The 12,371-nt window shown below is 66.3% G+C and carries 11 protein-coding genes; all 11 read right to left on the reverse strand.

The features are described from left to right. Position 1: 1 nt before the first annotated feature. The 11 genes from narI to moaCB all read right to left on the reverse strand — a co-directional run bounded on the left by narI (position 2) and on the right by moaCB (position 12,371). Positions 2-709, reverse strand: coding sequence for a respiratory nitrate reductase subunit gamma (gene narI, locus R1L06_RS07765; RefSeq protein ID WP_099553434.1), 708 nt, complete (start codon positions 707-709; stop codon positions 2-4). Next, entirely contained in the window at positions 706-1,386 is a 681-nt protein-coding gene (narJ, locus tag R1L06_RS07770) for a nitrate reductase molybdenum cofactor assembly chaperone (protein ID WP_317217355.1), read from the reverse strand. Before narJ ends, narI begins: the two co-directional genes overlap by 4 nt. After that, positions 1,386-2,930, reverse strand: coding sequence for a nitrate reductase subunit beta (narH, locus tag R1L06_RS07775; RefSeq protein ID WP_317217356.1), 1,545 nt, complete (start codon positions 2,928-2,930; stop codon positions 1,386-1,388). The genes narJ and narH overlap by 1 nt, the downstream gene beginning before the upstream one ends. Continuing rightward, positions 2,930-6,673, reverse strand: coding sequence for a nitrate reductase subunit alpha (locus tag R1L06_RS07780; protein WP_317217357.1), 3,744 nt, complete (start codon positions 6,671-6,673; stop codon positions 2,930-2,932). The genes narH and R1L06_RS07780 overlap by 1 nt, the downstream gene beginning before the upstream one ends. 72 nt (positions 6,674-6,745) lie before the next feature. Further along, the gene (locus R1L06_RS07785) at positions 6,746-8,164 is read right to left on the reverse strand and encodes a NarK family nitrate/nitrite MFS transporter (RefSeq protein WP_317217358.1); all 1,419 of its coding nucleotides are present in this window, start codon (positions 8,162-8,164) and stop codon (positions 6,746-6,748) included. Positions 8,165-8,309: 145 nt separating this feature from the next. Beyond that, complete coding sequence (locus R1L06_RS07790; RefSeq protein WP_317217359.1) at positions 8,310-8,675, reverse strand: hypothetical protein; 366 nt, start codon at positions 8,673-8,675, stop codon at positions 8,310-8,312. After that, positions 8,672-9,220, reverse strand: coding sequence for a molybdenum cofactor guanylyltransferase (gene mobA, locus R1L06_RS07795; protein ID WP_317217394.1), 549 nt, complete (start codon positions 9,218-9,220; stop codon positions 8,672-8,674). The genes R1L06_RS07790 and mobA overlap by 4 nt, the downstream gene beginning before the upstream one ends. A 138-nt stretch (positions 9,221-9,358) precedes the next feature. Beyond that, on the reverse strand, positions 9,359-9,859 hold the full coding sequence (locus R1L06_RS07800) for a molybdenum cofactor biosynthesis protein MoaE (RefSeq protein ID WP_110712542.1): 501 nt from the start codon (positions 9,857-9,859) through the stop codon (positions 9,359-9,361). Positions 9,860-9,862: 3 nt separating this feature from the next. Continuing rightward, positions 9,863-10,123 (reverse strand): MoaD/ThiS family protein, encoded by a 261-nt coding sequence (locus R1L06_RS07805; protein ID WP_006371550.1) that lies wholly within the window; start codon positions 10,121-10,123, stop codon positions 9,863-9,865. Further along, positions 10,123-11,376, reverse strand: a complete 1,254-nt coding sequence (locus tag R1L06_RS07810) for a molybdopterin molybdotransferase MoeA (RefSeq protein ID WP_317217360.1) — start codon at positions 11,374-11,376, stop codon at positions 10,123-10,125. Before R1L06_RS07810 ends, R1L06_RS07805 begins: the two co-directional genes overlap by 1 nt. Continuing rightward, the gene (moaCB, locus tag R1L06_RS07815) at positions 11,376-12,371 is read right to left on the reverse strand and encodes a bifunctional molybdenum cofactor biosynthesis protein MoaC/MoaB (protein WP_317217361.1); all 996 of its coding nucleotides are present in this window, start codon (positions 12,369-12,371) and stop codon (positions 11,376-11,378) included. The genes R1L06_RS07810 and moaCB overlap by 1 nt, the downstream gene beginning before the upstream one ends.

Consider the following 12,371-nt stretch of genomic DNA (forward strand, 5'->3'; position numbering starts at 1 on the left):
CTTACTCCCGCGGTCCGTAGCGCAGCGTGGCCTGACGGCGGCGCACTACCTGGTACGGCCGCCACAGATAGCTGATCGGAATGCTCCACACGTGCACCAGGCGGGTGAACGGCGCGATCAGGAACAGGGTCAGGCCCAGGAAGATGTGCATCTTGTAGACCCAGCTGACGCCCTCGATGTAGTCGGCGGCACCGGCGCGGAAGGTCACGATGTGCTGCGCCCATTCGGCCAGCTGCACCATCACCCCACCGTCCAGGTGGCCGGATGAGACGCGGATGCTGTACAGGCCCAGGCACAGCTGGGCGAACAGCAGCACCAGCACCAGGGTGTCACCGAAACTGCCGGTGGCCCGAACACGCGCATTGAACAGGCGGCGTACCAGCAGGATGCTGATGCCGATGAAGCACAGCGCGCCGAACACGCCGCCCACCACCATCGCCAGCATCTGCTTCTGCGACGATGTGATGAAGTGCTCGTACACCGCGTGCGGGGTCAGCAGGCCGACCAGATGGCCACCGAGGATGGCCAGGATGCCGATGTGGAAGCAGTTGCTGCCGATCCGCATGCCCTTGTCCGACAGCATCTGGCTGGAGCCGGTGCGCCAGGTGTACATGGCCTTGTCATAGCGGGCCCAGCTGCCGATCAGCAGCACCGCCACGGCGATGTACGGGTAGTACTGGAAGGCGAATTGATGCAGGGAGTAACTCATGGCTGGACCTCTCGATGCGAAGGACGGGCCGGCGAACGCACGGGCGGCTTGCAGTCTTCGGCGGGGGCTTCGGCGCCGAAGCGCACCGCCTCCTCCTCCCACAAGCGGTCCATGGCCTCGGCGGTATCGTCGCGGACTTCCTCGCTGGCACGCTGGCGCAGCGCCTGCAGATCCGCCTTGCCATCACCGGCTTCGACCAGGATCTCGAACAGCACCCGGTGCGGCAGCTCACGCTCGGCGGCACGCGCCGCCAGCATCCCGGCGATATGGCCGATGTGGTGCAGCCACTCGCGGGCCTCGCTGCCGGGGCGATGGGCCAGGAACTCCAGCAGCAGCGGCAGGTAGTCCGGCAGCTCGCGTGCATCCAGCTCGAAGCCGTTGCGGCGGTAGGTTTCGACCAGATCGACCATGGCCTGGCCGCGGTCGCGCGACTCGCCATGGATGTGTTCGAACAGCAGCAGGCTCATCGAGCGGCCGCGGTCGAAACTGGCCAGCCATGCGGCCTGTGCGTCCAGCGCATCGGTGTCCAGCAGCTGCTGCACGAAGCTGCGCAGCTGCTGGCGGCGGGCGGCGCTCAGCACCGGGTCGTCGCAGGCGGCGAGCAGTTCCTCGCCGTGCTGCCACAGTTCTTCACGGGGGTAATCCAGCAGCACCCCAACCAGCTTGAGCACGCTCATCACACCACCTCCTTGCGGCGATGGTTCGGCCCCTTGTCCACCACGAAGGTGGTGCTCTTGCGCTGGCCGAACAGATCGGCCGGGCTGTCACCATTGCAGCCGTTTCCGAAGGTGAAGCCGCAGCCGCCGCGCTCGCCGAAGGCATCGTTGGCGTACTCGCGGTGGCCGGTCGGAATCACGAAGCGGTCCTCGTAGTTGGCAATGGCCAGGTAGCGGTACATCTCTTCCACCTGGGCGATGCTCAGCCCGGTCTGTTCCAGCACCGCGGTGTCTTCCACGCCGTCCACGTTCTTGGCCCGGCGCCAGGCACGCATCGCCATCAGCCGTTCCAGCGCGCGCACCACCGGCGCCTCGTCGCCCGCCGTCAGCAGGTTGGCCAGGTAACGCATCGGGATGCGCAGCGACGCCACGTCCGGCAGCTCGCCGCTCATGCCCACCCGGCCACGCTCGGCGGCGGACTGGATCGGCGACAGCGGCGGTACGTACCAGACCATCGGCAGCGTGCGGTATTCCGGGTGCAGTGGCAGCGCGAGCTTCCAGTCGATCGCCAGCTTGTACACCGGCGACTGCTTGGCCGCATCCAGCCAGCTGTCCGGGATGCCTTCCTTGCGCGCGGCAGCGATCACCGCCGGATCGTTCGGGTCCAGGAAGATGTCCAGGTGGGCCTGGTACAGGTCTTTCTCGGCGGCCACCGAAGCGGCCTCGGCGATGCGGTCGGCGTCATACAGCATCACGCCCAGGTAGCGGATGCGACCCACGCAGGTTTCCGAGCACACCGTCGGCTCGCCCATCTCGATGCGCGGGTAGCAGAAGATGCACTTCTCCGACTTGCCGCTCTTCCAGTTGTAGTAGATCTTCTTGTACGGGCACGCCGACACGCACATGCGCCAACCGCGGCACTTGTCCTGGTCGATCAGCACGATGCCATCTTCCTCGCGCTTGTAGATCGCACCCGACGGGCACGCCGACACGCACGCCGGGTTCAGGCAGTGCTCGCACAGGCGCGGCAGGTACATCATGAAGGTCTTCTCGAAGGCGCCGTAGATCTCCTTCTGCACCTGGTCGAAGTTGTAGTCGCGCGAGCGCTTGCTGAACTCCGAACCCAGGATCTCCTCCCAGTTCGGGCCCCACTCGATCTTCTGCATGCGCTCGCCACTGATCAGCGAGCGCGGCCGTGCGGTCGGCTGGTGCTGGCTGTCCTTGGCGGTGTGCAGGTTCTGGTAGTCGAAATCGAACGGCTCGTAGTAGTCGTCGATCTGCGGCAGGTCCGGGTTGGCGAAGATCTTGGCCAGCATGCGCCAACGGCCGCCTGCACGCGGTACCAGCTTGCCGGTGCGGGTGCGCACCCAGCCGCCGTTCCACTTGTCCTGGTTTTCCCATTCCTTGGGGTAGCCGATGCCCGGCTTGGTTTCCACGTTGTTGAACCAGGCGTATTCGACGCCCTCGCGCGAGGTCCAGACGTTCTTGCAGGTGATCGAGCAGGTATGGCAGCCGATGCACTTGTCCAGGTTCAGCACCATCGCGATCTGTGCACGGACCTTCATCACACCACCTCCTTGGCGGCGGCCGGTACGGCCTCGCCATCCAGCCAATCCACCTTGTCCATCTTGCGCACGATCACGAACTCGTCGCGGTTGGTGCCGCACGTGCCGTAGTAGTTGAAGCCGTACGCCAGCTGCGCGTAGCCGCCGATCATGTGTGTGGGCTTGAGCACGATGCGGGTCACCGAGTTGTGGATGCCGCCACGGGTGCCGGAAATTTCCGAGCCCGGCACGTTGATGATGCGTTCCTGGGCGTGGTACATCATCGCCATGCCCGGCATCACGCGCTGGCTGACCACCGCACGCGCGGCGATCGCACCGTTGACGTTGAACAGCTCGATCCAGTCGTTGTCGACGATGCCGGCGCTGCGCGCGTCGTCCTCGCTGATCCACACGATCGGGCCACCGCGCGACAACGTCTGCATGATCAGGTTGTCGCTGTAGGTGCTGTGGATGCCCCACTTCTGGTGCGGGGTGATCCAGTTCAGCACGATCTCCTTGTTGCCGTTCGGGCGCTGGTTCAGCAGCGGCTCCACCGTGCGCGTATTGACCGGCGGCCGGTAGCCCATGAAGGCCTCGCCGAAGTCGATCATCCACTCATGGTCCTGGTAGAACTGCTGGCGACCGGTCACCGTGCGCCACGGAATCAGCTCGTGCACGTTGGTATAGCCGGCGTTGTAGCTGACGTTGTCGTCTTCCAGGCCCGACCAGATCGGCGAGGAGATGATCTTGCGCGGCTGCGCCTGGATGTCACGGAAGCGGATCGCCTCGTGCTCCTTGCCCACCGCCAGGTGGGTGTGCTCGCGGCCGGTGAAGGTCCCCAGCGATTCCCACGCCTTCACCGCCACATGGCCGTTGGTCTCCGGTGCCAGGTGCAGGATCACCTCGGCCGCGTCAATCGCGGTCGAGATGGCCGGACGGCCCTGGCTCACGCCCTCGTCGTGCACGGTGTGGTTGAGTTTGCCTAGGAATTCGACTTCGTGCTTCGTGTCCCAGCTCATGCCCTTGCCGCCGTTGCCCAGCTTGTCCAGCAGCGGGCCCAGCGAGGTGAACTTGCGGTACAGGTTGGGGTAGTCGCGCTCCACCACCGTCATCGACGGCATGGTCTGGCCCGGAATGGCCTCGCACTCGCCCTTCTTCCAATCAGCCACGCCGAACGGCATGCCCAGCTCGTTGGGGGTGTCATGCAGGGTCGGCACCAGCACCAGGTCCTTCTCCACGCCCAGCACACCGGGCGCCATCTCGCTTACGGTGCGGGCAACTTCCTTGAAGATCTCCCAGTCGCTGCGCGATTCCCAGGCCGGGTCCACCGCCTTCGACAGCGGGTGGATGAACGGGTGCATGTCCGACGTGTTGAGATCGTCCTTCTCGTACCAGGTGGCCGTGGGCAGCACGATGTCCGAGTACAGCGCGGTGGTGCACATGCGGAAGTCCAGCGTCACCAGCAGGTCGAGCTTTCCTTCCGGCGCTTCGTCACGCCACTTCACTTCCTCCGGCTTGACCGCGCCCATCTCGCCCAGGTCCTTGCCCTGCAGGCCGTGGCGTGTACCCAGCAGGTGCCGCAGCATGTATTCGTGGCCCTTGCCCGAGGAACCGAGCAGGTTCGAGCGCCAGATGAACATCATCCGCGGATGGTTCTGCTGTGCATCCGGATCGGCAAAGGCGAAGTCCAGCGAACCGTCCTTGAACTTGCCCAGCGCGTAGTCGGCCGGGGCCACGCCGGCCGCTTCGGCCTCCCGTACCAGCTGCAGTGGGTTGCGGTCCAGCTGCGGCGCACACGGCAGCCAGCCCATGCGCACCGCGCGCAGGTTCAGGTCGGCCAGGCTGCCGCTGTACTTGCTCGCATCCGCCAGCGGCGACAGCAGCTCGTCCACCTGCAGCTTCTCGTAGCGCCATTGCCCGGTGTTGAAGTAGAAGAACGAGGTGCCGTTCATGTGGCGCGGCGGGCGGCTCCAGTCCAGGCCGAAGGCCAGCGGCTGCCAGCCGGTCTGCGGGCGCAGCTTTTCCTGGCCCACGTAATGCGCCCAGCCGCCACCGGTCTGGCCCACGCAACCGCACATGATCAGCATGTTGATCAGGCCGCGGTAGTTCATATCGTTGTGGAACCAATGGTTCATCCCGGCGCCGACGATGATCATCGAACGGCCATGGGTCTTGTCGGCGGTGCGCGCGAACTCGCGGGCGATCTCGATCACCTCGGCGCGCGACACGCCGGTGATGCGCTCCTGCCACGCCGGTGTGCCCGGCACCATGTCATCGAAGCTCGATGCCACGTTGCCGCCGCCAAAGCCACGGTCCACGCCGTACTGGGCCAGCAGCAGGTCGTAGACCGTGGCCACCAGGGTCTCGCCACCGTCGGCCAGGGCCAGTCGACGCACCGGGATGTTGCGTTCCAGTACCTCGTCGGCCGGCGCGGCGGTCCAACCTTCCGACTCGATGCCACCGAAGTACGGGAAGCTGACCGCCTCGATGCCGTCGTTGGCGTCGGACAAGCTCAGGCGCAGGCGCGTGTCGGCGCCGTTGCTGGCCTTCTCTTCGATGTTCCAGCGACCCTTCTCACCCCAGCGGAAACCGATCGAGCCATTGGGCACCACGATCTGGCCGCTGTTCTCGTCGTAGGCCAGGGTCTTCCAGTCCGGGTTGTTGGCTTCACCCAGCCCGCCCAGCTCACTGGCACGCAGGAAGCGGCCCGCCACCAGGCGGCCATCGTCGCGACGCTCCAGGCGCACCAGCATCGGCATGTCCGAGTACTGGCGGCAGTAGTCCTGGAAATACTGCGAGGGCGAATCGACATGGAACTCGCGCAGGATCACATGACCGAAGGCAAAGGCCAGTGCCGCGTCGGTGCCCTGCTTGGGGTGCAGCCAGTGATCGGTCAGCTTGGCCAGCTCGGAATAGTCCGGGCAGATCGCCACCGTCTTGGTGCCGTTGTAGCGCGCCTCGGTGAAGAAGTGCGCATCGGGCGTACGCGTCTGCGGCACGTTCGAGCCCCAGGCGATGATGTAACGGCTGTTGTACCAGTCGGCCGATTCGGGCACGTCGGTCTGCTCGCCCCAGATCTGCGGCGAGGCCGGCGGCAGATCGCAGTACCAGTCATAGAAGGACAGGCAGGCGCCGCCCAGCAGCGACAGGTAGCGCGCGCCGGCGGCGTAGGACACCATCGACATCGCCGGAATCGGCGAGAAGCCGACCACGCGGTCCGGGCCGTACTGCTTCACCGTGTACAGGTTGGAGGCGGCGATGATCTCGTTGGCCTCTTCCCACTGCAGGCGCACGAAGCCACCCATGCCACGGCGGGTCTTGTACGAACGCGCCTTCTCCTTGTCCTCCACAATGCTGGCCCAGGCATCGACCGGGCCCTTGCTCTTGCGCGCCTCGCGCCACAGGCGCAGCAAAGTGCCGCGGATCAGCGGGTACTTCAGCCGGTTGGCGCTGTACAGGTACCAGGAATAGCTGGCGCCACGCGGGCAGCCACGCGGTTCGTGGTTGGGCAGGTCCGGGCGCGTACGCGGGTAGTCGGTCTGCTGGGTTTCCCAGGTGACCAGGCCGTTCTTGACGTAGATCTTCCAGCTGCACGAACCCGTGCAGTTCACGCCGTGGGTGGAACGCACGATCTTGTCGTACTGCCAGCGGGCGCGGTAGCTGTTTTCCCAGTCGCGGCCCTCGCTCTTGGCGAATCCGTGGCCATCGGCAAAGGTCTGGGGGTCACGCTTGAAGAACTGCAAGCGATCGAGGAAATAACTCATCGGGGGTCTCCCTTTGCGGACATCGGCATCGTGGCTGTGTGTGTCATCTGGCTGCGGTGCGTTTTCATGTCGTCAGCAGGGTGTCTCGGCACCGCGCCGGTAGTACCACCACCAGGTCACGGCCAGGCAGGTGACGTAGAAAACAACGAATCCGTACAGCGCCATGTCGGGGCTGCCGGTCAAGGTGATGGAGGAGCCGTAGCTCTTGGGAATGAAGAAGCCGCCATAGGCACCGATCGCACCGGAGAAACCGACCACCGCGGCCGACTCGATGCTGGCCTGGTGCGCGGCCGTGGCCTTGCCTTCGGCGTTGTCGTTGGCCGACCAGCGCTCATGCAGGGTGCGGAAGATCACCGGGATCATGCGGAACGTGGTGCCGTTGCCGATGCCACTGAGCACGAACAGCGCCATGAAGCTGAGCAGGAAACCGTAGAAGTTGCCGCCCTGGCCGTGACTGGGCAGGAAGTGCAGCACACCGAACACGGCGGCGATCATCAGCGCGAACACCCAGAAAGTCAGGCGTGCGCCGCCCCAGCGGTCCGCCATGCTGCCGCCCACCGAACGCATCAATGCACCCAGCAGCGGGCCGATGAAGGCGTAGGCCAACGGGTTCACGTCCGGGAACTGGCTTTTCACCAGCATCGGGAAGCCGGCCGAGAAGCCGATGTAGGAACCGAAGGTGCCGATGTACAACCAGCACATCAGCCAGTTGTGCTTGCGGCGGAAGATCACCGCCTGCTCGGAGAACGACGAACGCGCACTGGTCAGGTCGTTCATGCCGAACCAGGCCGCGATGGCGCACAGCGCGATGGCCGGCACCCAGATGAAGCCGGCGTTCTGCAGGAACAACGGCGCCCCACCCTCCATCGTGGGCTGCGGTGCACCACCCAGCGCACCGAACACGCCCACGGTGATGACCAGCGGGATCACCGCCTGCGCCACCGACACGCCCACATTGCCCAGGCCGGCGTTCAGGCCCAGCGCCAGGCCCTGCTTCTGCTTGGGGTAGAAGAAGGAGATGTTGGACATCGACGAGGAGAAGTTCGCGCCACCGAACCCACACAGGATCGCAATGGCCACGAACACCCAGTACGGCGTGGCCGGGTTCTGTACCGCAAAGCCGAGCCAGAGCGTCGGCGCCAGCAGCGAGGCCGTGGACAGCGCGGTCCAGCGGCGGCCGCCGAAGATCGGGATCACGAACGAATAGAAGATGCGCAGCGTGGCGCCGGACAGGCTGGGCAGCGCCACCAGCCAGAACAGCTGGTCGGTGCTGAAGTTGAAACCGATCTTCGGCAGGCTGATCGACACCGCCGAGAACAGCACCCAGACCGAGAAGGCCAGCAGCAGCGAGGGGATCGAGATGACCAGGTTGCGGGTGGCGACCCGCTTGCCGGTGCGCTCCCAGTAGCCGGGATCTTCCGGCGTCCAGTCGCTGATGACGCGACCCGGACGGGCAGTGCTGCGGACAACAGGATCGCTACCGACGGTCATACATGGCTCCAAGGCTGTGGAATGACGTGGGTACTGCGTTTCAAGTTGTGACCCGTCGTCATGCAGCCATTAGGCCGCGCAGCAACAACGACGGGGTTGATCTGGATCAATCAGGGGCCGGTTTCCGCCGTGCCCCTGACAAATGTCAAACCGGTGAAGCGGTGTTGCGGCGGGTCACCCCGCGCTGGCGCACGCTGTCGCGCACGTCCACATCGAACTGCAGCTGAAGCTGGCCGCCATCTTCCAGGCCAATGTCGAATGGCAGCCCATCCCGGCACGGCAGCCGCGCCGCCAAGGCCTCGACTGCCGGGCGCGGCAGTACCAGGCGGCAGAAGGTGCCGCCATCGAGCAGCACCGGTTGATCGCCGCCATGCAGCGACACCGCCATGCCCCAGCCCTCGATGCCGCCAAAGCGGGTCATGTTCTCGACCGATTCACCGGCCAGCAGGCGCGCCAGTTCGGCCTCGTCCAGGCGAAGCCGTACTGATTGATCCTGCAACTGCACTTTCATGACGCAACATCCTCCCATTGTTCGGGGGTATTGCAGTTGACCAGACAGGCTTCGTCAACGCTTTCCAGCAGCAGCGCGTGCATCTGCAGGCGGCGCTGGAAGGCCTGTACCGAGCGCGGCCCGTCCGCATCATCCAACATCGCGGCCAGCACGCTACGAGTGGCATTGTCCACATTCAACCGCATGGGAAAGGGATGCCCGTCAAAGATCGTGCACGCGCCCCGCCCCTCGGCAGCCAGCCGTTGCAGCAGCCGTGGCGTCAGCAACGGCGTATCCACCGCTACCACCCAGGCCGGGCTATCGGGCATCTGCTGCGTCACGCTGTGCAGTCCACCCAAGGGACCGCAGCGCGCCACCTGATCGGGGATGCCGCCGAAGGCCGGATAGTCGCCGCTCACCCACACCCGTTCGGCGCCGGCCTGCAGCAGCAGGCCACGCATGTGTTCCAGCAGGGTGCGCCCCTGCCACGGCAGCAGCGCCTTGTCTCGCCCCATCCGGCTGGACAGGCCGCCGGCCAGCACGATGCCGTTGATGGTTCCATTCATGGTAGAGCCACGCCATGCGTGGCTGCGCCGGTTGGATACGCGGGAACGGCCCCATCCACGCATGGCGTGGATCTACTGAACCCCACGGCCATCCAGACATTCGGTGGTAGAGCCACGCCATGCGTGGCTGCAGCGGACTCAATGGTGGTGGTCGTGCGCATGGTCATGGGCGTGTGCGGGTTCGCTGTCCGCGTGGCACAGGCTGCAGCCCTCGCTCCACTCGCTGTCGCCGTCCTCGTAATGCTCCTGCTTCCAGATCGGGCACTGGTGCTTCACCACCTCGATCAACTGCCGGCAGGCCCGGAATGCCTCGTCTCGGTGCGGGCTGCCCGCAGCCACCACCACCGCCACATCGCCAATGCCCAACCGGCCCTTGGCATGGGCTACATACAGCTTCAGCTTCGGACCGAACGTGGCCTCGACCTCGGCCGCCAACCGCTTGAACTCGTTCAGCACCAGCGGCTCGAACAGGTCGTAGGTGATCCCGGTCACCGGCCGGCCGATATTGACATCACGCACCTTGCCGATGAATACGTCGATGCCACCGAAGCCCGGATCGGACACCGCAGCGATGCCCTCGGCCGGATCGATCGCCGCCTGCGCGCGGTCCACCACCTTGGCGATGATCTTTTCGCTCATCGCTCAGCCCCCGCTTACCGGCGGCAGGATCGCCACCCGGCCATCGTCGGGCAGCGCCTCGTGGTCACGCAGTACGCGTTGCTGGTCGGCAAACGCCGAGTAGTCCAGCAGGCCCGCGCGGAACCCCGGCCAGCGCGCAGGCAGCAGCTCGCGCAGCGCCTGGCGCAGGTCGGCCACGGTGCCACCGGCCACCTCCACCGCGATCTCGCGGCTGGCATCCAGATCGGAAAAGGCACCAAACAACTGCAGATTCACCTGTTTCATCATGACTCCTGGCTCGCCAGCTGCACCGGGTCATGGTGACCCCAGCCCTGTACGCGCACCGGCGTGCCAGCGGTGGCCAAGTCGCCCTCGGCCTCCAGCACCACCCAGGCGTTGGCCTGCAGCATGGACATCAAACGGAACGACTCCTGCCCGGACAGCACGCGCGCACTCAGGCACCCCTGACCGTCCACTTCCACCCGCGCACGCGCGTGGAAGCGCAGGCCCGGCGGCTTGCGCACGTCGGCCTGCAGCGGCAGCTGCAACACGGTTTCCGGTGCCAGCCCCAGCAGGCGGCGCAGCACCGGCTCCACGAAGAAGCGCTGGCCCACGGCGGCCGACACCGGGTTGCCGGGCAGACCGAAATACAGCGTGCCATTGGGCAGCACCGCAAACAGCAGCGGCTTGCCCGGGCGGATCGCCACCTTGTGGAACACGATGCGCGCACCACGGCCGCGCAGCGCATCGGGAACGAAATCGTAGCGGCCGGCCGACACCGCGCCGGTACTGATCAGCAGCTGCGCGCCGGCAGCCAGCGCTTCATCCAGCACCGCATTAAACGCAGCCACGTCATCGCCCACGGTGCCCTGCCAGACCACCTCGGCGCCGGCCGCCTGCAGGCGACCCACCAGATACGGCCGGTTGCTGTCACGGATCTGGCCGGATTCCAGCGTCTGCGCCGCCTCGGTCACCAACTCCTTGCCGGTCGCGATCACTGCCGCCTTCGGCCGCGCCACCACCGCCACCTGGCCCATGCCAATGGCGTGCAGCAGGGTGCGCGCATTGATGTCCAGCACCTGCCCGGCCTGCAGCACACGCTCGCCGTCGCTCACATCCTGGCCGCGCAGGCGTACGTTCTGGCCCGGCTTCACCGTGCCCTTCAATGCGATGCGGGTCGGGCGGCCGTCCTCGCTGGTAAGGATCTCCACGTTCTCGACGGGCACCACCGTATCAAGCCCAACCGGCATGCGCGCTCCGGTCATGATTTCCCAGGCACCCTCGCCGCCCTCGGCACCGGCATCGCCGGCCGCCTGCCAGCCCTGCACCGCGAATTCGGTACCGGCCTCGAACGTCGCGCCGTTGGCGCGCAGCGCGAAGCCGTCCATCGCCGAATTGTCGAACGGCGGCAGCGACTGCTCACTGATGATGTCACTGGCCAGAGTGCGGGCGCCGGCCTCATGCAACGGCAGGCGCTCGGCCGGCAGCGGCGTGGCCGCATCCAGCAGGTGCTGCAGGGCTTCGCTGTAGGCAATCATCAGTGGCCACCACCGTCGACCATCGCCAGGGCGTGGCCCAGTACCGGCGCCAGGATGTCCAGGCACTGCGCCGCCGCCTTCGGGCTGCCTGGCAATGCGAACACCAGCATGTTGCCCAGCTGCACCACCTCGGCGCGGCTCAGCCAGGCCATCGGCGTGTGCTGTGCACTCAGCGCCCGCACCATCTGCGCCAGGCCATGCACCGGCCGTGCGTTCAAGGAACGCAGCGCCTCCGGGGTCAGGTCACGCGGGCCCAGCCCGGTACCACCGGTGCACAGGCACAGGCGCACGCCTTCGGCAGCCAAGGCCTGCAGACGGCCCGCCAACGGCTCGATGCCATCGGGCAACACCTCGGCCGCCACCACCTCGCCGCCCAGCTTTTTCACGCCGGTCACCAGGGTCGGACCAGAAATGTCTTCATAGGTGCCGTCGCTGGCGCGATCACTCAGCGTGATCACCGCGCAGACCGCGCCCTCCAGCCCCTTCGGCGCACGCGGCTTGAAGCGCGCGCGCTCGGCATCATCCATGCCGTCGGGGTGCAGCCAGACACCGCGCTTGCCGCCTTCCTTGAACAGCAGGCGGATGCCTTCGATGCGCAGCGCGGGCTCCACCGGCTTGCTCAGGTCGTACAGGGTCAGCAGCGCCGCGTTGACGCCGGCCAGTGCCTCCATCTCCACGCCGGTGCGCGCCTCGCTGGCGCACTCGCACCACACGCGGATCGCCTGCCGTTCCGGCACCGGCGCGCAGAACACCTGCACCAGTTCCAGCGGCAGCGGGTGGCACAGCGGCATCAGCATCGAGGCCATCTTGGCGCCCTGCAGGCCGGCAATCTCGGCCATCACCAGCGCATCGCCCTTGGGCAGGCGGCGCTCGACGATCAGCGGATAGGCCACCGGACCGGCATGCAGCTCGCCCACCGCCACCGCGCGGCGGCGGGTGATGCGCTTGTCGCGGACATCGGCCATATGGAAGGCCGCATTCAATTCCCCACTCAT

This window comes from Stenotrophomonas mexicanensis (assembly GCF_032911605.1).
In the GTDB taxonomy this organism is placed as follows: Bacteria; Pseudomonadota; Gammaproteobacteria; order Xanthomonadales; family Xanthomonadaceae; genus Stenotrophomonas; species Stenotrophomonas maltophilia_A.